22 protein-coding genes are annotated in these 23776 nt (G+C 28.4%); 16 read left to right on the top strand and 6 right to left on the bottom strand.

Annotated features, from left to right (window positions below; genetic code table 11):
* Positions 1-3 precede the first annotated feature (3 nt).
* Both lptB and XO10_RS01630 read right to left on the bottom strand, forming a co-directional pair.
* A complete protein-coding gene (lptB, locus tag XO10_RS01635) occupies positions 4-714 on the bottom strand; it encodes an LPS export ABC transporter ATP-binding protein (RefSeq protein WP_014295776.1) in 711 nt (236 codons plus the stop codon).
* Between the two features lie 4 nt (positions 715-718).
* Positions 719-1228, bottom strand: coding sequence for an OmpH family outer membrane protein (locus XO10_RS01630; protein WP_175418070.1), 510 nt, complete (start codon positions 1226-1228; stop codon positions 719-721).
* Between the two features lie 273 nt (positions 1229-1501).
* On the opposite strand from XO10_RS01630, the gene XO10_RS01625 reads away from it, so the two are divergent.
* Together XO10_RS01625 and XO10_RS01620 are read left to right on the top strand one after the other, a co-directional pair.
* Positions 1502-3127: a putative manganese-dependent inorganic diphosphatase gene (locus XO10_RS01625; RefSeq protein ID WP_014295774.1), complete on the top strand. Its 1626-nt coding sequence runs from the start codon at positions 1502-1504 to the stop codon at positions 3125-3127.
* 243 nt (positions 3128-3370) lie between these two features.
* Positions 3371-3880 carry a hypothetical protein gene (locus XO10_RS01620; RefSeq protein ID WP_014295773.1) on the top strand — a complete coding sequence of 170 codons (510 nt, stop codon included), beginning with the start codon at positions 3371-3373 and terminating at the stop codon, positions 3878-3880.
* Between the two features lie 55 nt (positions 3881-3935).
* Here XO10_RS01620 and XO10_RS01615 read toward each other — a convergent pair whose 3' ends face one another.
* Genes XO10_RS01615 through obgE form a run of 4 tightly spaced genes read right to left on the bottom strand, consistent with a single transcriptional unit; the run spans position 3936 to position 7850 of the window.
* On the bottom strand, positions 3936-5117 hold the full coding sequence (locus XO10_RS01615) for a class I SAM-dependent rRNA methyltransferase (protein ID WP_014295772.1): 1182 nt from the start codon (positions 5115-5117) through the stop codon (positions 3936-3938).
* Positions 5118-5157: 40 nt separating this feature from the next.
* Positions 5158-5949, bottom strand: a complete 792-nt coding sequence (locus XO10_RS01610; protein ID WP_083635616.1) for a shikimate dehydrogenase — start codon at positions 5947-5949, stop codon at positions 5158-5160.
* Positions 5950-5958: 9 nt separating this feature from the next.
* Complete coding sequence (gene nadD / locus XO10_RS01605) at positions 5959-6516, bottom strand: nicotinate (nicotinamide) nucleotide adenylyltransferase (protein WP_175421048.1); 558 nt, start codon at positions 6514-6516, stop codon at positions 5959-5961.
* A 5-nt stretch (positions 6517-6521) separates the two neighbouring features.
* Positions 6522-7850 (bottom strand): GTPase ObgE, encoded by a 1329-nt coding sequence (gene obgE / locus XO10_RS01600; RefSeq protein ID WP_014295769.1) that lies wholly within the window; start codon positions 7848-7850, stop codon positions 6522-6524.
* Between the two features lie 65 nt (positions 7851-7915).
* On the opposite strand from obgE, the gene XO10_RS01595 reads away from it, so the two are divergent.
* From XO10_RS01595 to ligA, 14 genes are all read left to right on the top strand, one after another.
* The gene (locus tag XO10_RS01595; RefSeq protein ID WP_014295768.1) at positions 7916-8161 is read left to right on the top strand and encodes a DUF370 domain-containing protein; all 246 of its coding nucleotides are present in this window, start codon (positions 7916-7918) and stop codon (positions 8159-8161) included.
* Between the two features lie 2 nt (positions 8162-8163).
* A complete protein-coding gene (gene clpP / locus XO10_RS01590; protein ID WP_041638420.1) occupies positions 8164-8754 on the top strand; it encodes an ATP-dependent Clp endopeptidase proteolytic subunit ClpP in 591 nt (196 codons plus the stop codon).
* A 117-nt stretch (positions 8755-8871) separates the two neighbouring features.
* A complete protein-coding gene (gene mutS, locus XO10_RS01585) occupies positions 8872-11286 on the top strand; it encodes a DNA mismatch repair protein MutS (protein WP_217671589.1) in 2415 nt (804 codons plus the stop codon).
* A 61-nt stretch (positions 11287-11347) separates the two neighbouring features.
* Entirely contained in the window at positions 11348-12430 is a 1083-nt protein-coding gene (locus XO10_RS01580) for a Xaa-Pro peptidase family protein (protein WP_014295765.1), read from the top strand.
* Between the two features lie 29 nt (positions 12431-12459).
* Positions 12460-13017, top strand: a complete 558-nt coding sequence (gene efp, locus XO10_RS01575) for an elongation factor P (RefSeq protein WP_014295764.1) — start codon at positions 12460-12462, stop codon at positions 13015-13017.
* A gap of 15 nt (positions 13018-13032) precedes the next feature.
* Positions 13033-13467 (top strand): Asp23/Gls24 family envelope stress response protein, encoded by a 435-nt coding sequence (locus tag XO10_RS01570; RefSeq protein ID WP_014295763.1) that lies wholly within the window; start codon positions 13033-13035, stop codon positions 13465-13467.
* Positions 13464-13892 (top strand): transcription antitermination factor NusB, encoded by a 429-nt coding sequence (gene nusB / locus XO10_RS01565; protein ID WP_014295762.1) that lies wholly within the window; start codon positions 13464-13466, stop codon positions 13890-13892. Before XO10_RS01570 ends, nusB begins: the two co-directional genes overlap by 4 nt.
* 10 nt (positions 13893-13902) lie before the next feature.
* Positions 13903-15744, top strand: coding sequence for a 1-deoxy-D-xylulose-5-phosphate synthase (gene dxs, locus XO10_RS01560; protein WP_254871278.1), 1842 nt, complete (start codon positions 13903-13905; stop codon positions 15742-15744).
* Positions 15745-15758: 14 nt separating this feature from the next.
* Complete coding sequence (locus XO10_RS01555) at positions 15759-16319, top strand: hypothetical protein (RefSeq protein WP_041638418.1); 561 nt, start codon at positions 15759-15761, stop codon at positions 16317-16319.
* A 6-nt stretch (positions 16320-16325) separates the two neighbouring features.
* On the top strand, positions 16326-18647 hold the full coding sequence (locus tag XO10_RS01550; protein WP_175421047.1) for an endonuclease MutS2: 2322 nt from the start codon (positions 16326-16328) through the stop codon (positions 18645-18647).
* Between the two features lie 2 nt (positions 18648-18649).
* Entirely contained in the window at positions 18650-20731 is a 2082-nt protein-coding gene (locus XO10_RS01545; RefSeq protein WP_014295758.1) for a cell division protein FtsA, read from the top strand.
* Positions 20728-21084, top strand: a complete 357-nt coding sequence (gene acpS / locus XO10_RS01540; protein ID WP_014295757.1) for a holo-ACP synthase — start codon at positions 20728-20730, stop codon at positions 21082-21084. Before XO10_RS01545 ends, acpS begins: the two co-directional genes overlap by 4 nt.
* Positions 21085-21735, top strand: a complete 651-nt coding sequence (locus tag XO10_RS01535; protein ID WP_014295756.1) for an MgtC/SapB family protein — start codon at positions 21085-21087, stop codon at positions 21733-21735. It abuts the gene before it with no gap.
* A gap of 20 nt (positions 21736-21755) precedes the next feature.
* Positions 21756-23756: an NAD-dependent DNA ligase LigA gene (gene ligA / locus XO10_RS01530; RefSeq protein WP_175418068.1), complete on the top strand. Its 2001-nt coding sequence runs from the start codon at positions 21756-21758 to the stop codon at positions 23754-23756.
* Positions 23757-23776: the final 20 nt, after the last annotated feature.

The raw sequence follows: 23776 nt of genomic DNA, 5'->3' as shown, positions 1-23776 counted from the left end.
ATATCACCAACCCAGATAATTTTCAATAACTTTTTCATCTTTTAAAACTTCTTCAGGTTTTCCATGAGCAATAACATTACCTTTATGAACGACATATAATATATCAACAACTTCAGCAATTTCATCAACATTGTGATCTGTAACAATTACACCTAACCCTCTTTTAGAAAGAGATTTGATGATTTTTTGTATATCTTTTACTGTAATAGGATCAATTCCTACAAACGGTTCATCGAGAAGAATAAATTTAGGTTTCATTAGCAATGTTCTTGCAAACTCCAATCTTCTTTTTTCACCACCGGATAAGGAGTCAGCAATTTGATTTTTAAGTTCTAATATTCCAAATTCGCTTAATATATCTGTAATGATTTTTTCTTTGTTTTCAATTTTTAACATGGAAGCAATTAAATCCATGTTATCCCATACAGTTAAATTTCTAAAAACAGAAGGTTCCTGTGGAAGATATGCAATTCCATTCTTTGCACGTATATGTACAGGTAAATGAGTTATTTTAATATTGTCCAATAATACCTCACCGCTTTTAGGTACTACAATACCAAGAATAGTTTTAAATAAAGTAGATTTTCCGGCACCGTTGGGACCAAGGATCCCAACAATTTCACCAGTGCCGGCTTCAAAATCTACTCCATTTAAAACTATTTTTCTTCCATACTTTTTTATAATTTTTTTGCAAACAAGTGTATGTTTTTCCATCGAATTAATTTGCACCCGCTGTTTTTAACATTTCAATAATTTGCGGAGTTATATCTACTAATTCATCAGCATATAAAACTGATGGTTCATATAATACTAAGTTGTAACCATTATCTTTAGCGTATTTCACTATTTTTTCTTTTACTTCTGCTAATAATTCATTTGTCTTCTTTGTGTATTCATCCTGAATAGCTTTTTGATATTCATTAATTCTTAACTGTAATTCCTGTTGTTTTTTTACCAATTCATCATTTGTAGCACCTGAGTTTTTTAAGTCTTCAAATTCTTTTTGTAATTTATTGATTTTTCCCTGATAATACTGTAAGTCGTTTTTGTATTTTTCCTGTAAGTCCTGCCATTTGTAATAGGACTGAGTTACTTTTTCCATTTGTACAAATGCTATTTTTAAGTTTTTCCCTGTTTCTCTGGAATTTTCAGAAATTCCAATTTTAGGAATAAATAAAAATGCTGCAATAAGCGCTACTGCCACTAAGAGTTTTGAAGTTTTTTTCACCAAAAACACCTCCTGAAAAATTTTTAATCTCTGTATATTATATCATTATTTGTATAATTTAAAAAACATTTTTTTTGAAAAAAGATTATTTATTTCTTAATTTATAATACATGAACTTGAATAATAAATTGATATTAATCTTAACATTTTAGTATTATCATAATAATACCCCTATCCTCCTTAAAATAAATTAAGGAATTTCGGAGCGTAAGCTCCGTTTTTTTTATGTGGTAAAATGATATTATATTCTGTAAAAATTGTGAGGTGATATAAATGAAAAATGAAATATATGTAATAGGTCATAAGCGTCCTGATACTGATAGTATTGCTGCTGCAATATCTTATGCTTATTTAAAGAATCAAATAGATAATGATAATACATATAAACCATATAGACTGGGAGATATAAATCCTGAAAGTAATTTTGTTTTGAATTATTTTAGCATAAATAAGCCGGAATTATTAGAACATGTATACATTCAAGTAAAAGATGCAATGGTAAAAGATGTTGTTTTAGCTAAAAGAGAATCAACAATATTTGAAATTGGAAACACGATGTTAGAGAAACATGTTAAGAGTATCCCAATTGTTGATGAAGAGAATAAATTAATAGGCCTTTTAACTGAAAGAGAATTAGCCAGAAATTTTTTGAAAGAAATACAGAATTTTACACTTGAAGAGAATCCTCCAAAGGTTAAAGATATTATAAAAACAATGGATGCAAAATTAATTGTTGGAGATGAAAATAAAAAATTAATGGGTTGTCCAACAATTGGAGCAATGACAGCAGAAGAAGTTAAAAGATACTTAAAAAAGAATGATGTATTGATAACAGGAAATAGGGAAGATGTTCAAAAAATAGCTCTGGAGAGTGGAGTAAGCTGTTTAATAATAACAGGGGATTTTATTCCTTCAAAAAAAATAATAAATCTTGCTGAAGAGAAAAATATTCCGATAGTTGTAACTCCTCATCCTACATATGTTGCAGGGAGGTTATTACGTCTAAGTACTCATGTGGAAAGAATAATGAGCAGAAATCCATTAACCACATCACCTGATGAAATACTAAAAGATTTTGAAGAGGAATTAATGCAGGATAAGAAAGGTGTTGCGGTTGTAGTAGATAAAAATGGATATGTAAAAGGTATTATAACAAGACATGATTTGATAAAACCAAAACAGAAAAAAGTTATATTAGTAGATCACTCGGAAAAATCCCAAAGTGTAGAAGGAATTGAAGAAGCTGAAATTCTTGAAATTGTGGATCATCATAGATTAGGAGGATTGGAAACAGGGCTTCCAATTACTGCTCATATTAGACCTGTAGGATGTACAAATACAATAATATGGGATTTATATAAAAAACACAATATTATTCCTCCAAAAGAAATCGCTGGTGTAATGCTTTCAGCAATATTATCAGATACCATGCTTTTAAAATCACCTACTACTACTGATGAAGATAAAAAAGCAGTTGAAGAAATTTCAAATTTATTAAAACTTGACGCTATAAATTATGGTATAGAAATGTATAAAGCTAAAACTGATCTTGAAGATTTTAGTGAAAAACAAATTTTAACAATAGATTTGAAAGAATCAAGATTATCTCGCGGAACCATTGCAATTGCTCAAATAGAGGTAATTGATGTAGAAAGTATTTTAAAAAGAAAGGATAAGATTTTAAATGAGATGGAAAAAATTGTAGAAGAAAGAGGATACATCTTATTTTTATTCCTTTTAACTGATGTTTTAAAAGAAGGTTCTTATATATTTGCAGCTGGTCAATATAAATTGGCTGAAAAAATATTTAGACGTGATTTTTCAGATAAAATATCCTATCTTGAAGGAATTGTATCAAGAAAAAAACAGGTAATGCCTCTTGTTTTCAGAAATACTTAGATTTACAAGAAACTCTGTATATCTATTATGGATATGCAGAGTTTTTTTTTATAAAAATACTTCAGATAACATCAAAAAAAACGTTTTTACAATATATTTCTTTGTAAATTAGTTTCAATAAATCATATTTAAATAGAAATAAATTAGAAAATAAAAATTAAAAGTTCTTTTTACTATTTTTTAACATTAATAATCGTATATTTTTGATATAATAAAAAATGAATTAAAAGATGGGGTGATTATATGGATCAAGTATTAAAGGAAAAGTTATGGGATTTTCTTGTTCTTTTTATTACTCTAATTGGAACAATATATATATTTACATCATTTGTTTTAGAATATATAAACAATAACATTATTTTTAAAGAACACTTTTATGGTTTTCTTAAAATCTTTGTAAATACAGTTGATTTAAAAAAGATAGTAATTTTTTCCGCTATTTTGTTATTTGTGATTATTTCTTTAGAAATGATTGCCAATATTTTAATTCTAAAAATATTAAGAGTCAAAATTGATAAAGTGAAGTTTTTTCTTGCTTTTCTTATAATAAATGGATTAACCTCTCTTATAAATATACTCATGTTATATTTAGTTAGTCCGTCAATTAAAACAGTTATTATTTTATATATTTTGATTACTCTTATTAATAATTTTCTGGTTTTTCAGGAAGATTTAGGGAAACAAAAACTCAAATATATAAAATTTCAGATATTCATATTTCTTATAATGAGTCTATTTGTAACTATAATTTAAAAACAGCGCTTTTGAAAGCGCTGTTTTTTTATAGATTATAGAGAACAAGAAATAATTACAATTTCATATTTTCAAGTTGGAAAATATAGAATTTAAGATATTCTGTTTCTAAAATATTATATACTACAGGATGATCTGGTGATTGATTTCCTTTAAATATTTGTCTTAATAATAGTTTATTATCTTTAGCTGCATCGAAAATGATTCTTTTGAATTCTTCGTCATATACCAATTGTGTACATGATGCCGTGGCAAATAAAGAACCATTTTTTGTTATTCTCATAGCTCTTAAATTTAATTCTTTATAACCTCTTATAGCATTTTTTATTGAACTTCTTGACTTGGCTAGAGATGGAGGATCAATAATAACAAAGTCAAAATAGATATTTGCGCCGTCAAATTTTCTAAGCTGATCAAATGTATTTGTTTCATATAAATCATATTTGTCCTTTGAGATATTATTTTCTTTTAAAGTTTTTTCAAGAACAAATAAAGCTCTATCAGAATAATCAAGGAATGTGACATGTTTTGCACCGCCAGATAATGCATGGATACCAAAATTTCCTGTATATGAAAATCCATCGAGAACATTTTTATCTTTAGCTAATTCTTTTACTTTAAGAGCGTTATATCTTTGATCTAAAAAGAATCCTGTTTTTTGTCCAAGCGTATCGGCAAAAAACTTTATTCCGTTGATTTCAAATGGAATCAATTCAGGGCCTGTTTTATATATCCACCCTTCAGTGTATTCGAATTCTTCTATTTTAGCACTTTTTTCATCATCTTTCTCGAAAATTCCCTTTGGATTAATGAGTTCTACTAACGAATCGATAATATGATTCTTGAGTTTATATATTCCAAGAGTATTAATTTGAATGACTAAATAATCATTGAATTTATCTACGATAAGTCCTGGGAAATAATCGCCTTCGCCAAATATTAATCTAAAGGTATTTTCATTACCAAAAATCATTTTTCTATAATCGATAGCTTTTTTAATTTTTCCTTTTATCCATTCTTTATCGATCTCTTCATTCTTTTTTGTTAAAAGTCTAACTCTTATTTTTGAGTTATCGTTAATATATCCTTTTCCAATGAAATTCTTATTATAAAAAACATTTACTATCTCGCCGTTAGCGTATTCTCCTTGAATTTCATTTATTTCATTTTCATATATCCAGGGATGGCCATTTACAACCCTGCTTTTAATTCCTTTTTTCAAATATACATTTGCCATAAAATCTCTCCTTATTTAAATAGATTCATAGAATATTATATCATTTTTTGAAGTTCTGAAAAGCTTTCTTAAATTTTGATTCATCGTATATATTCCATATTTTAAGATTTTCAATAGCCTGATAATACCACATTTTTTCACCGGTGATAAGGTTTATGTTTAATTCTTTTGCCAATTCTTGAAGAGGAGTATTATAATAAACAACGTCATATACGAGTTTAATGTTTTTCAAATATGAGGGTTCTATAGGCAATTTTTCATTAAACATGCCTAACGATGAAGCATTTATAAATATAGATGTATCTTTTAATTCATTGTTTAATTTTTCCAGCGGATATGGAATAATATTTATAATTTTCTGAAATTCAACTTTTAAATTTAAAGCCCTTTCATATGTTCTGTTAATTACTGTGACTTTATCGATACCTAATTTGTATAATCCATAAACAATGGCGCGTGCTACACCACCAGCGCCAAAAATTAATATTTTTCCATTTAAGTTATAATTTGATTCTTTTAATGAATTTATGAACCCGATCCAATCAGTGTTATAACCAATTTTATTGTAAATATTATTTATTGCTTTTAAAACTGAAGCGTCTTCTATAACATCAATATATTTCATTATTTTCTCTTTAAAAGGAACAGTGACATTTAGACCATCATAACTATTTAAAATTTTTTCAATTTCAAAATCAAAAAGTTCAGGATTAATAGTTATAGAATTATAAGAAGAATCACTATTTAGAAATTTAAAATATTCAGTATAAACTTTTTCTGAAAGGGTTATTTTATGAGGAAATTGTAGAATTCCTAATTTAATTTTATTCACCTCATTTTTCTAAAAAGTTTTTAAAATATCATCTACTATAGAATCTGATACCATTCCATAAATGCTGAGTTTTTTTCTAATTCTTTCTCTTATATTTGTTGAAGATATTTCTATTATTGGAGAATCTAAAAAGATATGTTCAATATTATAATTTTCAAATTTTAATTTTTCAGAAAATCTCTTATAAACAACAAGAGTAACATTTTTTAGTAATTCTTTCCATTTATACCATGTATGAAAGCTAATTAGTGAATCTTCGCCAATTAATAAATATATTTCGTCATTATATTTTTCTTTTAAAAATTTTACCGTTTGTAGTGTATAAGAAGGTTTATCAAGTTTTTCCTCAATTCTGTAAATTTCAAATCTTTCAGATGGAAAAGTATTTTTGCACCATTCAATTCGTTTGTCATAATTTGCAATATCTGAATTTTCAAGTTTATGTGGTGGAGTATAAGCCGGGATAATTAAAAATTTATCTGGTTTTAAATAATCATATGCATATTCGGCTATAATTCTATGTCCAATGTGAGGTGGATTAAATGTTCCACCAAATATTACAATCATTTATATCACTCCATATATTCAAATGCGAAATCACCAAGATAAACGGTATCTCCTTCTTTTACACCGACTTTCTTAAGGAATCTTTCTAAACCGCTTTTTTCAAGTATTTGTAAAATCTTCAGCCTTGCATCTTTTTGGTCAATAGGATATTTTTTCAATAACACTTCAACATCATGACCGGTAATTTCATAAACACCTTCATCCCATTTGATAATTTCAAATCTAACTTTTTTAGGTATATCAACATCTACAGGTTTAATTTTTAATTTTATTTTATCAGGAGCATTTTTTAAGGATTCAAGTATTTGTTTTTGCCTATCTATACGCATTTCTTTGATTGTATCCCATATAGTATTTAAAAGTAAATCTATATTCTTTCTTGTAGCAGCGGAAATAGGAATGATTTTTTTGCCCAATTTTTCTTCAAGTTTATTTAACCTTTTTTCTAATTCGTCTTCAGGTAATAAATCAATTTTGTTTACTGCTATGATTTCAGGTTTTTTAGCAAGTTCTTCAGAAAATTTTTCCAATTCCATTCGTATTGTATAATAATCATCTTCAGCTTTTCTTCCTTCGCTTTCTGAAATGTCGAGTATATGCACTAAACAATAACATCTTTCAACGTGTTTTAGAAATTTATCTCCTAACCCAACACCTTCATGAGCACCAGGGACTAATCCTGGAATATCTGCGACAACAAAAGAATTTCCATCACCCATATCAACAACACCAAGATTAGGTATTAAAGTAGTAAAATGATAATTAGCTATTTTGGGTCGAGCTCGTGAAATAACAGAAATTAAGGTAGATTTACCAACATTAGGATATCCTATAATTCCAACATCTGCTAAAACCTTTAATTCTAATCTTAAAACTCTTGATTCTCCTTCGATTCCCTTTTCTGCAATAGTTGGAGCCTGAACTCTGGAATTTGTAAAATGAATATTTCCTTTTCCTCCTTTTCCGCCGCGTGCGACTACAACATATTGATTTGGATATTTAAGATCGGCTATTAATTCATTAGTTTCATAATCATATACAAGGGTTCCAACAGGGACTTTTATTATTAAATCTTCACCGTTTCTACCATACATTTTCTTTCCCTGACCATTTTTTCCGTTTTCAGCTCTAAACTTCTTTTTATGTTTGAAATCCATTAATGTGTTTTTTTCTACAGTAGACATTATTATTACATTACCGCCATCACCACCATCACCGCCGTCAGGGCCGCCTTTTGGAATAAATTTCTCTCTTCTAAAACTTACAGCACCATCGCCACCTTTGCCTCCGAATACGGTTATAATAACTTCATCTATAAAATTATTTTCACTCATTTTATCGCCTCCGTTTTGATTTTTTAATATTTTCAGTGTATAATATAAAGGATGGAGGTGAAAATATGGCTATCATAAATGTAACAAAAAACTCTTTTATTATCGCAGAAAGGATACATTCAATTATACCAGAAAAATTCTCCCATTTTAAGCGATTAAAGAAAGAACATAGAAATACTACAAGTCTTGTAGATTTAACCTATGGAAAAAGTGTGAAATCAATATTATTTACAGATAGCGGCCATATGTTTTTATTAGCAATACCAGTAAACAAGATTTTTGAGAAGATAAGGAGAGTGAATGAACAGTGAGCATGCCTATACCAGTTGTTGTTGAATCAAGTGGTAGATATGAAAGAGCTTATGATATTTATTCAAGACTTTTAAAAGATAGAATTATATTTCTTGGTTCAGAAGTTAATGATTATGTTTCTAATCTTATTGTAGCACAAATGCTGTTTCTTGAAGCTCAGGATCCAGAAAAAGATATTTATTTATATATAAACAGTCCTGGAGGTTCTATTACAGCAGGTCTTGCAATATATGATACTATGCAATATATAAAGCCAGATGTTTCTACAATTTGTATAGGTCAGGCTGCATCAATGGGTGCTGTGTTGTTAACTGCTGGTGCAAAAGGGAAAAGATTTGCTCTTCCAAATTCAAGGATTATGATTCATCAACCCTGGGGTGGAGCGCAGGGAACTGCAAAGGATATAGAAATACAGGCTCAGGAAATCTTAAGGATGAAGAAAATGTTAAATAAAATATTAAGCGAACATACAGGAAAAGATGTTTCTCAAATTGAAAAAGATGCAGATAGAGATTTCTTTATGTCTGCTGAAGAAGCAAAAGAATATGGATTAATTGATAAAGTAATAAAAAGTCGAAAAGAAATTAAATAAAATAACATTAATCAGGGCATTTTTGCCCTGATTAATAACATTATTATATGTAAAAATTCAGGGTGCGAAAGCACCCTGAAATAATGGGAAGGTGATATTATTAAAACTCTTACCCCTATGATGAGACAATATCTTGAAATAAAGGAAGATTACAAGGATTGTCTCGTTTTATTTAGACTAGGTGATTTTTATGAAACCTTTTTTGAAGACGCAAAAATAACCAGCGAAGCCCTTCAAATTACTTTAACCCAGAGAAATGGTCATCCTATGGCCGGTATTCCTCATCATGCGCTTGATAATTACTTAAAAAAACTGCTTGATCAGGGCTTTAAAGTGGCTATTTGTGAACAAATGGAGGATCCTTCAACAGCAAAAGGTATAGTAAAACGTGAGGTTACTCAGGTTTTAACTCCGGGTACAGTTGTTGAGGAAAATATGATAGATGAAAATAATAGATATTCGTTATTAATATATCCTGCAAAAAAAGGATATGTTTTTGTGATTTTTGATTTTAGTACAGGTGATTTGTATATAGACACATTTGAATATACTGAAAATGAAATTATGGACTTTATTTCTTCCTATTCATTTGTGCAAGTGTTATTAACAAACAATCTTAGAAATATAAAAAATAATATCAAAAATTCTTATCCAGGTTTGTACGTTGAAGAATTAGAAGATTGGTATTTCAATAAAAATAATATTGATATAGTTAAAGAAAGTTATGGGATATTAAACCCGGATGTTCTAAAATTAAATGATGAAGAAATTTATGCTCTTGGAGCTGTATTTAAATATCTTGAAGTTTCCCAAAAACAAAAAATAACGCATTTTTCATTTCCTAAAAGATTTAAAACATCCAATAATATGATTCTTGATTCAACGACTATTTTAAATCTCGGATTATTACCAAATAAAGAAACTAAAGGAAAAACATTATATGATGTATTGAAGTTTACAAAAACTTCAATGGGTGCAAGGCATCTTCAACAGTGGATATCAAAGCCATTAATATCAAAAAAAGAAATAGAAGAAAGGCAGGATATTCTGGAAATATTTAGAAATGATCAGCTGGTTATGGAAGAATTAAAGGAGTATCTTTCTGCTGTAAGAGATGTTGAAAGAATTGCATCAAGAATTTCTTTAATGAAAGCTACTCCGCGCGATTTAACGGCATTAAAAACAACATTAGAAGTAATTCCATATATAAATGAATTACTTCTAATGTTAGGTCTTGAAACGCTTGAAGAGTTTTTTGAATTAAAAGAATTACTAAATCGTGCAATAGTAGATGAGCCTTCCAATCAAATTGGTAAAGGAAAAGTAATAAAAGAAGGATTTAATGAGGAGCTTGACCAATATAAAAAAATATTTGAAAAATCCTCAGATTTTCTAAAGGAAATAGAAATAAAAGAAAAAGAAAAAACTGGAATTACCAATCTTAAAGTAGGAAGAAATAAAATATATGGTTTTTATATTGAAGTTACAAAAGCAAACAGCGATAAAGTGCCCGGGTATTATATAAGAAAACAAACTTTGGTTAATTCTGAAAGGTATATTACAGAAGAACTTAGAGAGTTAGAAGAAAAATTTAGTATAGCAGAAAAGAAGATAGATGAACTTGAAAAGAGGATTTTTGAAGATTTAATAAGGGATTTACAAAGATATGTAAAAACACTTAAAATATTTGCTGAAAATATTTCAAAAATAGATATTTTACGTGGTTTTGCAGAAGCCTCGATTAAATATAATTATGTGAGACCTATATTTTCTGATAATAAATTTATTATAAAAAATGGAAGACATCCTGTAGTAGAAAGGTTTGTAGAACAATTCACGCCAAATGATATAATGCTTGATGAAAATAAGAGATTTGTTATTTTAACTGGACCAAATATGAGCGGTAAATCTACATATTTAAGGCAAATTGGAATTATCTCAATAATGGCACAAATAGGATCATTTGTTCCGGCTGAATATGCTGAAATGCCTATATTAAACAATATATATACGAGAATAGGTGCAAAAGATGATGTTGTAAGCGGGAAATCAACCTTTCTTGTGGAAATGTCAGAGGTTTCAAGTATTCTAAATAATGCTGACGAAAAAAGTCTTGTTCTTCTTGATGAAGTTGGAAGGGGAACGGGAACAATAGATGGAATAAGTGTTGCATGGGCGACATCCGAATATATATATCAGATTTTAAAATCATATACTATTTTTGCTACACATTATATGGAGCTTACTATGTTGGCGGATTTTTATGATGGGATTTTAAATAAAAGAGTAAAGGTTATGGAAACAGAATCAGGTATAATATTTATGCATAAAATAGAAGATGGAATTAGTGATAAAAGTTATGGTATAGAAGTAGCGAAACTTGCAGGATTACCGGCAGAAGTTGTTTCACGTGCAAAAGAGGTTATGGAAGAAATTTCAAACAAAACTGAATTTGAAAATAAATTAAAGAGTATGAAAAAAATAAAACATAGAAAGTATCAAAAAAATACCAAACAATTAAAACTTTTTTAGCCTAACTATGATATAATATATTTTAGTGTTTTATTAAAATATTTATGAAAGGGGATAGATCATGTTTTTTGACAGAATCAATCTCTTAAGAGAAAAAATGGCAAATAAAGGTTTAGATGGATATTTAATTATTAATATTGAAAGCTCTTCAAAACCATCATCATACTATTTAACAGGATTTACCGGATCTTTTTCTGTTGTTTTAATAACAGAAAAAGAAGTAAAGTTTATGACAGATGGAAGATACATAGAACAGGCTACAAAACAAACAGGAGAAAAACCAATTATCTTAAAAGGAAAATTGGAAGAAGAAATAAAAAAACTTATTGAATTACCTGAAGGAGCAAAAATAGGATTTGAAGCTAACACTGTTTCTTCTCATATATATTTAAATATATTAATGAAATTTGAAAAATATACATTTGTTCCAGCTGAAGAACTTTTATTGGAATTAAGAAGAACAAAATCAATGGAAGAAGTAGAATATATAAAAAAAGCTGTTGAAATAGCTGAAAAAGCTTTGCAAGAAACATTGGATACATTTAAATTAGGAATGACAGAAAAAGAATTTGCAGCAAAACTTGAATATAATATGAAAATTTTCGGTTCAGACACTTATGCATTTGAAACAATAGTTGCATCAGGTCCAAGAGGTGCTTTACCTCATGGGATTGCATCAGATAAAACTATTAATAAAGGTGAATTGGTAGTAATTGACTTTGGAGCATATGCAAATGGTTATAATTCAGATATTACAAGAACCATTGCTATTGGTGAAATTTCAGAAAAACATAGAGAAATATATGAAATAGTTTTAAAGGCACAGAAAGCTGCTGTTGCAGGTGTAAAACCTGGATTGGCATATTCTGAAATAGATAAGATAGCAAGAGACATTATTTCTGAAGCAGGGTATGGTGAATATTTCTCACATGGACTTGGACATGGAGTAGGGCTTGAAGTTCATGAAAGTCCAAGAGTATCTAAATTATCAACTGAAACCTCACAACCTGGTGATATAATTACAATAGAACCGGGAATCTATATTCCAGGAGAAGTTGGAATAAGAATTGAAGATGATGTATTGGTAACAGAAGATGGTTATGAATTATTAACAACTTTTGATAAAAATCTTATTATAATATAAAAAAGAAAAAAGATAGGAGGAATGTAAGAATGGTAGTAGTTGGAGATTTAAAAAAAGGAATGATTATACTTTTAGATGGGGAATTATACAGAGTATTAGGAATGCAGAAACATTTCACAGGTAGAGGTAGTGGAATAATAAAAACAAAATTAAAGAATATAAAAACAGGTTATGTAATAGATAAAAATTTCAACTCTGGTGAAAAGGTTGAAGAAGCTGCTCTTGAATATAGACCAGCTGAATACTTATATCACGATGGAGATAGTTATGTATTCATGGATTTAAACACATATGAGCAATATTTATTATCAGAAGAAGATGTTGCAGATGCTAAAGATTATTTAATAGACAATCTCGAAGTTACTTTAACATTCTATGATGAAAAACCTGTTGGAATAGTATTGCCAACAGTTGTGGTACTTGAAGTTGTTGAAACAGAACCTAATTTTAAAGGAGATACTGCTTCAGGAGGAGGAAAACCAGCAATTTTACAAACAGGATTAAAAACAACAGTTCCATTTTTTGTTGAAGTGGGACAAAAAGTAAAAGTAGACACAAGAACCGGTGAATATATTGAAAGAGCCTGAGAAGGGAGGGATAATATGGCCATGTATGAAAAAAATCAATTTGGTGAATTAACCTTCACTGATAGTGCATTAAAAGAATTGGCCATGAAATCGTATCAATTATTTTTTAAAGAAAATGTTGAAGGTGCAGACTTAAATGAAAGAGATTTAGCAAAATTAATTAAAGTAAATGAAAATGATGATGGAACAATATCTGTATTCGTAAAAACAAAAGCAAAATATGGAGAAAGCATAATAAAATTTGCAAAAGATTTACAGGAATTCTTAAAATCAGAAGTAGAAAAAATGACAGAAGTGCCTGTAAGAAATGTTGATATTGTTCTTGATGGATTAATTATTTCTTCTACGGAAGATAATTATGAAGAATTAGAAGAAGCAGAAAAACCAGAAATTGAAGAAGAAATAGACTATGAAAAAATCGAAGATGAAAATGGGAGTGTTGAAAATTGATTCCAAAAAGAAGATATGTTAGAGAAGCAGTATTAGAAGCGACATTTCAACTTGATTTTATTGAGGGTATAGAATATGAAAATGTAATAGATTTATTGAGGGACCTTTTAAAAGAAAAAAAGGTCCCTCAAAACCTATTTGAAGAAGGGGAAATTTATTTACAAAATATTTTGGAAAATAAAGATAGATATGATGAATATATAAAAAAATATCTTATTAATTGGGATTTTGATAGAGTTGCAAATATTGAAAAAACTATTTTAAGACTTGCAATATTTGAGTTAGAAAAAAGAAAGGATATTCCGCCTAAGGTTATTCTTGATGAAGCTGTTGAATTAGCAAAAAAATATTCCAATGAAAAAAGTGCCAAATTTATAAACGGTATTTTAGATAAAATAGCAAAAGAAGAATTTAAAAGGCTATAGAGGTGGTTGGATGGATATGGAAAACCCTTTGTACCACAAGATACGGGAAATGGATTATGAAGAATTAGAGAGTTTAGCGAATAAAATAAGGAATTATATATATGAAACGGTTACAAAAAATACAGGACATCTTGCCTCAAATCTTGGAGTGGTTGAATTAACCCTTGCACTATATAGAATTTTTGACCCGAAAGAGGATATTGTTATCTGGGATACAAGTCATCAAGCATATATACATAAATTACTAACTGGAAGATGGGAAGCATTTAAAACATTAAGACAGAAAAATGGAATTAGTGGATTTACAAATATATTCGAAAGTGAATATGATTATTTTGGTGCTGGGCATGCTGGCACTTCTATTTCTGCTGCTTTGGGATATGAAATAGGGTTTAAAAATCAAAATATTGATAAGAATATTATCGCTATTATTGGTGATGGTGCATTTACCAGTGGTATGGTACTTGAATCATTAAATCAGTTAAAATCACTTCATTCTAAAATAAAAATAATACTTGTTAATAATGAAATGTCTATTTCAGAAAATGTTGGAGCTATTGCAAAAATTTTAAATAAAGTAAGATTATCAAATGATTATTATGCAATAAAGGAAAAAATAAAAGATACTCTTGAAAGTTCAGAAGTTGGTCAGGATATTGAACACACATTGAAAAAAATACGTGATGGTATTAAACATACAGTATATAATGAAGCAATGAGTATATTTGAAGGTATGGGAATAAAATATTATGGTCCAGTAGACGGGCACGATATAAAATCCCTTGAAAAATATCTTAGATTTATAAAAAATTATGATGATGGTCCATGTATTTTACATTTAAAAACCATTAAAGGTAAAGGAATGGACTTTGCTGAAGAAAATCCAACAAAATATCATGGAGTGAGCAATAAAAAATCAGAAAAACTTTCTTATAGTAAGGTAGTTGGTAATGTTCTTAAAGAATTAGGTGAGAAATATAATTTTGTTTCCTTTACCGCTGCTATGGAGGAAGGAACAGGGTTAAATATTTTAAAGTCCCGATATCCTGAAAAGGTTATTGATATGGGAATTACAGAACCATCAATAGTTACAGCTGCAGGAGCGACGAGACTTGCAGGGACATTCGCAATTGTTGATATATATTCATCATTTATGCAAAGAGCATTTGACTCAATTATTCATGATATAGCTTTACAAAAAATTCCTGTATTATATTTGCTCGATAGAGCTGGTATCGTTGGAGAAGACGGACCAACTCATCATGGTGTATTTGATATATCTTATTTGAGATTGGTGCCAGATATTGAAATATTGACACCATTAAATGCCCAGGATTTAGCTAATATGCTATATACCGTATTGGAAAACGATCTAGAAAAACCTACATTTATAAGATTTCCAAGAGGTGGAGAATATATAGATATAAAAGATATAATAAATAATTTAGAATTAGTGGATGAAAAATGGAAAGTAATAAAAGAAGAATCAAAAGAAAATATTGTTTTTGTTGTTGGACAATTAATTGAAGAATATAAAGAATTATGGGATGAACTTAATGCAACAATTATTGGTGTTAGAAGCGTTAAACCAATTGATGAAGGGATTTTAAAAGAATATATAAAGGATAATACAAATATTTTTATTGTAGAGGAGAATGCGATAAAAGGCGGATTTAATGAAGAAATAAAAACATATATTATAAAGAATAAAATAAATATAGATTCATTAGTAGAATTAGGAGCTAACGATGAATTTATTCCTCAGGGAACAAGAAAAGAATTATTAGATGAATATATAGTAAAACCAGGGTATTTAAGAGAAAAAATAGGAATTACCCATAAAACAAAATGAAAGGGGCGTTGAAAGTGAAAAAAGTTTTATTATTGATTTCTATATTTGTTGTTGCCATTACTGCTTTTACTATTAACATAGCTGTTATGGGAACATATGGAATTACTGCATCTTCTACATCTATTGATATAGCTGGTTGGGATGATACATTTAAAAACTTTGATTATTATACAGTTAGAATAGGTTTGCTCTTTCCAGCAGAAGATTCTCCAGAAATGTCATTTGGTCCATATTTTGGTTATACAGTTTATGATAATATATCACAAACACAATTAAAAGATTTAAATGCAATTATAGAAGATACTGGTTATGAAATCGGGATAATTACAACATATAACACCGATTTTTTATTTAATACAAAATTCAATGTATTAGCAGTTGGTGGAATGCATACAGAAGATGAGTTTAAAACTCTTTCTACAATAATAAACATTAATCTTGGATTGTCATATGAATTTTCTAATTTCAATATTATGTTATTGGGTGGATACGAGTCAAGATATTTCTCTACTGATAATAAAATGGCAACTATCAATTATTTTCCTCTTAATATAGCTCTGGAGGTGTCTTTTTAATAAAATATGAATTCCAAAACATATAAAGATCTTGAAATAGATAAAATACTAAATTTAATATCCTCAAAAGCCTCTTCAAAATATGGAAAAAGATATATACTTGAAGAGTTTGAATATTTCCAAGATTATGAAAAAATTGAAGAAGAATACAAAATAATAGATGAGATTAATAATTATATATATGAATACGGTGAATTTGATATTCGCGGAATCCCTATAATATATGATGAAATAAAAAAAGTTGAAAATGGTACATATTTAGATCCAATTGAATATAAAAGAATTGCTGATTTTCTTTCTCAGACACAAAATTTATATAAAGAAAATAGAAAAAATCTTATTAAATATACTCATTTACAGGATTTAATATTTTCTATTCCTGAAACAGATAATTTTATTGATATTGTATATAAAGCTATTGATGAAGATGGGAATGTAAAAGATTCCGCAAGCGATTTATTGAGACGAATAAGAAAAAGAATAGAAAATAATAAAAAAAGCATTTCTGTAACTTTAAGAAGAATAATAGGAAAATATCAAAAATATGTAAGTATTCAACAGCCTACTGTAAAAAATAATAGATATTGCATAGTTATAAGAAGTGAATATAAAAATAAAATAAATGGTTCTATTATTGCATATTCAGATAGAGGAGTTTCGGTATATATTGAACCGTATGAAGTAGGAAAACTCAATGCTGAACTTTCTGATTTATTTGCTCAGGAAAAAGCAGAAATATCAAGGATTTTAGGTGAAATATACCTTAAACTTGTAAAAATACTTCCCAAAGTAAAAAAAACTATAAGTATAGTTGAGTATATTGATTCATTACAGGCTAGAATAAAATACGCTAAAGAAAATAGATATGTATTTTCAAAACCAGAGAAAAATAAAAAGTATATATATCTTTCCGATATAAGACATCCTTTAATAGAAAAAGAAAAGGTAGTTCCAGTAACTCTAAAATTACCTAAAGATAAGTCTGGAATGATTATTACAGGGCCAAATACAGGCGGAAAAACTGTAGTTTTAAAATCTGTAGGGATAAGCGTTGTATTTTCTCATGCTGTATATCCAGTACCTGCGGAAATGGCGAATATCCCATATATAACAAATATTTTTACTGATATTGGTGATGAACAAAGTATTGAACAAACATTGAGTACTTTTTCTTCGCATTTGAAAAATATAAAAAATATATTGGATAATGCACATGAAAAAACATTGGTATTAATTGATGAACTTGGCACGGGAACCGATCCTATTGAGGGATCCGCTTTAGCAATAGCCATAATAGAAAAACTTTTCGAATTAAACAGCACATTTTTTATTACTTCACATTTATCCGCAGTAAAAATGTACTCTATAGAAAATGAAAGATTATTATCGGCTTCTATGGGATTTGATAAAAATACATTATCTCCAACGTACAGGTTATTAATAGGTGTCCCAGGTGCATCACATGCAATTGATATTGCAGAACGTCTTGGGCTTCCTCATGATGTATTGGTTAAAGCCAACAACTTTTTAAGTAAAGAACAGGTATATGATGAAAAAATAATAGAAAATCTTTCGCAAATATATGAAGAATTAGAAAAAGAAAAAGAATTACATAAACAAAAGCATAAAGAAGTTATACAACTTCAAAGAAATCTTGAAGAACAATTGGAAATAATTAAGAAAAGAGAATTAGAAAAAATTGATGAAGAAATAAAAGAGTATAAGGAATATCTAAAAAATCTAAAAAAAGATGTAGAAAATTATATTTCCATATTGAAAAACGAAAAGAATATAGACAAAATTAAGGATTTAAATAAAAAAATTGAAAAGAAAAAAAGAGAATTAGAAAAAACTAAGATAAAAAACAATAATAAAAAGAATGAAAATAATATAAATATAGGAGATATAGTATTAATCAGTGGTGAAAAGGCAAAGGTAATAAAAATTTTAAAAGATAAAATACAGGTAAAATTTATTGAAAAACCATTTGAATTGACTGTTTCTCCAGATGAAATCAAATTAGAAAAAAGTAAAGACGAAAAAAATAAAAATCAAAAAAATTCTATGCATATTCCGGTATTAAAACCTATAAAAAATGAAATTGATATTAGAGGTTATACAGTAGAAGACGCAATTCCAGAAATAGAAAAATTCATATCAGATTTAATAGCCTCTAATATGAAAGGTGGATATATTATTCACGGGAAAGGTACCGGAAAACTTGCAATGGGAATCTGGGCATATCTAAGAAAAAATAGGAGAATAAAATCTTTCAGATTAGGAAATGATAATGAAGGGGGTACAGGAGTTACCTACGTGGAGGTGTAAAAATGTTTGCTCTTGATATAGGAACACGCTTTATAGTTGGAATAATATCAGAAATGACAGAAGATGGAGAAATTATTATAGAAAATTTTGCTGTAAAAGAACATGAAAATCGTGCAATGCTTGATGGACAAATACATGATGTTACAAAGGTTTCAAAAGGTGTTGAAAAGATAATTAAACAATTAAAAGAAAACATAGATGATGAATCCAAAATAAAAAATGTAGCCGTTGCTCTTGCAGGAAGGTTTTTAGTAACAACAATAGGCGAATATGAAATGGAAATTTCTAACATGAATTATATTGATTATAATACCGTTAAGACATTGGAATTGGAAGCAGTAAAAGATGCAGTTAAAAATTTAGAAATAGAAAAAAATTTCTATTGCGTAGGTTATTCTGTATTATATTATGAAATAGATGGAGAATGGATAAAAAAATTAGAAGGACAAAAAGGTGAAAAAGCAAAGGCAAAGGTTATTGCAGCATTTTTGCCTAAAAATGTTGTTGATGCAATGCTTGCCGTTTTAGAATTAAATGATTTAGAGCCAGTTCACATTACTCTTGAACCTATAGCAGCTATGAATCTAATTGTTCCGGAAGATTTAAGAACATTAAATATCGCCATGGTTGATGTAGGAGCTGGAACAAGCGATATTGCAATAGCAAAAGATGGAACAATAATCGGATATGGTATGGTTCCAATGGCAGGAGATGAAATTTCTGAAGCCATTTCAAAAGAATTATTAGTGGATTTTAAAACAGCAGAACGACTAAAAAGAGAATTAAATAATCAGGAAAAAGATGTATTTACATACAAAGATATACTTGATTTTGAACAGGAAATTTCAAAAGAAAAAATTCTTGAAATTATCGAACCTGTAGTTGAGGAAATAACTTCAAAAATAGCAGAAAAAATACTTGAATTAAATGGAAAACCTCCAATAGCTGTTATGGTTGTTGGTGGTGGAGGGAAAGTACCGCAATTTATTGATAAACTTGCATTAAAACTCAACCTTTCCAGAAATAGAATTACTTTAAAGGATATAAAAAATATAGAATATGTTGAATTTTTAACTGATGAAACACTTGAAGGAAGCGAATTTATTACACCTGTTGGAATTGCATATGTTGCACATAAAAATGAAGGGAATGTTTTTGCAAGAATTATAGTAAATGATAAGCCAATAAATATGATGCTTGTTGGTGGAGAATTAAGTGTAATGCAGGTTTTATTACAGGCTGGATTTGGAATAAATGATATTGTTGGAAAACCGGCACCTGCGATATCGTATGAAATAAATGGTGAATTAAAATTCTTGCCGGGAGAAAAAGGTAAAGAAGCACCTATAAAAATAAATGGAAAAGAAGCAGATTTAAAAAGTCCTGTTAAACCTGGTGATGTATTGGAGGTTGGTAAACCTCAAGATGGAAAGATTCATTATCCAACTGTGAAAGAGATTATAAAACCTTATAAAATATTTATTGATGGCGAATTATATTCTATCTATCCCAGAGTATATAAAAACAATGAAGAAGTAAATTTAGAAGATATTGTTCATGATGGCGATAAATTTGAAATAAGGAATCCTCTTGTAAAAGAATTAAAAAGCAAATTAAAATCAAAAACAATAAAATTCTCTATCAATGACAAATTTTATGAAATACCTGTTGGTAAAGTATTAATGAGAAAAAATGAAATATTGAATGATTTTGATGAAATATATGATAACGATAAATTATATACGCAAATGGTAGAAGTACCATTAATAAAAGATTTTATAGATGTTAATCCCGAAAAAGTTATGAGTATAGTTTTAAACGGCTCACCAATAGAATTACCTTTAGAAGAAATAATAGTAAAGGACAGAGAAAAGAGAGTAAATATAAACAGTAAAGTATATGATGATATGCATTTGAAAGTAGAAAAAAGAGAAAAAGAAATACGTTTATTGGATTTATTTACTCATATAGATTTTGATGTATCAAATTTTACAAAATACAAAATATATATAAATAACAAAGAAATATTCAGTTTTAATGAAAAACTTAATCCTGGTGATGAAATAAGGATGGAATTTGAATGATCAAAGGAATAGGTGTTGATATCGTTGAAATTGATAGAATTTCTCAAGGCTTAGAGAAAAAAGTATTGCATGATAAAGAATTGGAAATCCTTGAAAAATTTAATGGAGAACGACGAAAAAAAGAATTTGTTGCCGGGAGATTCTCTTTAAAAGAATCTCTTATTAAAGCATTTGGAGAATATATTCCATTAAAAAAAATTGCTATTTTAAATAATGAAATTGGTAAGCCTTATATAATTGAAGAATCAAAAGAGTATCTATTCAAAAAATTTGGCAAAAAGAATATACATATATCTATTTCTCATGAAAAACATTACGTTGTAACTATGGTAGTTATAGAAGAGGTGGAATAAATGATTTTAACATATGATGTAATATTAAAAATATTCTTTGCAACAATTGCCGGAGCAGCAATTGGATATAATCGTGAAAAAATAAATAGACCAGCAGGAATTAGAACACATGCTTTATTATCTCTCGGATCATGTATTCTTACAATACTTTCAATCTATGTATTTTTTGATCCGGTAACAAAAATGGGAGATCCTGGAAGAATAGCAGCTCAAATCGTTTCGGGAATAGGTTTTTTGGGAGCAGGTACTATCTTAAAGAATGGAAATAAAGTAAAAGGTCTTACAACAGCTGCTACATTGTGGGTTGCAGCATCAATTGGAATGACATTTGGTGCAGGAGAATATTTTATAGGATTTTCGGCGTTAATAGCAACATTAATTATTCTATACGTTAATAAATTTTCAAAACACCTAACAGACGAAACAACTATTGAAATTACTGTAAAAGATAATAAAACTATAAAAAGAATACTTGATATATTAAACAATAATGAAGATCTAATTTTAAAGAATGTAGATTTTTCTCAAAAAAATGATGGTTTGTTGTATTTTATATTCAAAGGGATTGAACCAAAAGTATTATCCAAACTTCAGAAACAACTGGCATATTTAGAAGGAATAGAAAATATAAATATAATTGACGAACATTAATGAAGTATGGAGGAAAAAAGATGATACCAGAAGACATAAAAAAGGAATATGAAGAACTTAAAAAAGTTATAGAAAAACATAATTATCAATATTATGTGTTGAATAATCCTATTATAAGCGATACGGATTATGATAAATTATTTAAAAAATTACTTCAAATAGAAAAGAAATATCCTGAAATAATTACAGCTGATTCACCTTCTTTTAGGGTTGGCGGTAAAATTATCAGTGAATTTAAAACTGTTCAGCATTCTATTCCAATGCTCAGTCTTGACAACACATATAATGAAAATGAAATAATAGACTTTGATAATAGAGTCAAAAGATTATTAAACAAAGAAAATGTCGAATATTCCTGTGAATTAAAAATTGACGGTATATCAATAGCCTTAAAATATGAAAATGGATATTTAGTTCAGGCTATAACGAGGGGAAACGGAATTTCAGGCGACGATGTAACAGATAATGTAAAAACTATAAGAAGTATTCCTTTAAAACTTTCTGAAGATGTAACTATTGAAGTTAGAGGCGAGATATTTATGCCCAAAAAAGAATTCTTGAAAATAAATGAATATAGGGAAAGTGAAGGTCTTCAAGTATTTGCAAATCCGAGAAATGCAACTGCTGGAACAATTAAATTATTGGATACCTCGGAAGTTGCCAAAAGACATCTTGATTCATATATATATTATATAATTTCACCGGAAAATTACAATATAACAACTCAAATTGATGCTTTAAAATATTTAAAAAAATTAGGATTTAAAATAAATGAAAATACAAAACTTGCTAAAAATATAAATGAAGTTATCGAATACTGGAAATATTGGACAGAAAATAAAGCAAAGTTAAATTATGATGTAGATGGCGTTGTAATAAAAGTTAATAGTTTTGAAGAACAACAAATTCTTGGAAATACCGCTCGTTCTCCAAGGTGGGCTATAGCATTTAAATTTCCTGCAGAACAGGCTATAACTAAAGTAAAAGACATAAAATATCAGGTGGGTAGTACTGGAGTAATAACTCCCGTTGCCATATTTGAACCTGTTTTTTTAGAAGGCACTACTGTTCAAAGGGCAAGTTTGCATAATTTTGAATATATAAAAGAAAGAGATATAAGAATTGGGGATTATGTAAAAATAGAAAAAGCAGGAGGAATTATTCCTCAAGTTGTTACAGTGCTCGCAGAAAAAAGAACAGGTAATGAAATTCCAATAGAAGAACCAAAAGAATGTCCAGTATGTGGTGGAAAGGTTGGGAAATTAAATCCTGAGGAAGTAGCTATAAGATGTTTAAACCCTTTATGTAAAGCAAAATTAAAAAGAAATCTTGAAGTTTGGGTTTCAAGAGATGCAATGAATATACAGGGGCTTGGCCCAAAATTAATTGACAGAATGGTTGAAGCAAAATTAATTGAAAAAATACCCGATTTGTACAAATTGGACCATTTTAAACTTGCAACATTAGGTCATGGAATTGGGCCAAAGATGATAAGTAATATACTTCAACAAATTGAAAATTCAAAAAATAGTGGATTAGATAGAGTATTATATGCTATAGGAATTCCCAATGTTGGTAAAAAAATAGCAAAAGATCTTGCTAAAAAATTTAAAACAATAGATAATCTTATGAATGCAAATTATGATGAACTTCTTGCAATTGAAGGAATTGGAGAAGATATTGCACAACAGATTTATGATTTCTTTAAAGATCCACATGTAAAAGAAATTATAGAAGAATTAAAAGAAGCTGGAGTTTCTCTAACATATGAAACAGAAGAAAATACAGAAGGTGTCTTTTCTGGAATGACAATATGTGCAACAGGTGAATTGGAAAGAATGCCAAGAAGTAAATTGAAAGAGTTAATTGAAAAAAATGGAGGTATTTTTAAAGATACAGTAACTAAGAAGCTCAACCTTTTGGTAGTTGGGAAAAATGCAGGAAGCAAACTACAAAAAGCACAGAAATTTGGAATTCCAATAATGACAGAAGAAGAATTTTTTGAAAAATATAAAATATAATTATAAAAGGCGAATCCTAA

The organism is Marinitoga sp. 1135, assembly GCF_013363245.1.
GTDB lineage: Bacteria > Thermotogota > Thermotogae > Petrotogales > Petrotogaceae > Marinitoga > Marinitoga piezophila.
The sequence above is the reverse complement of the archived record's forward strand: the minus strand, read 5'-3'. Positions and strand labels throughout refer to the sequence as shown.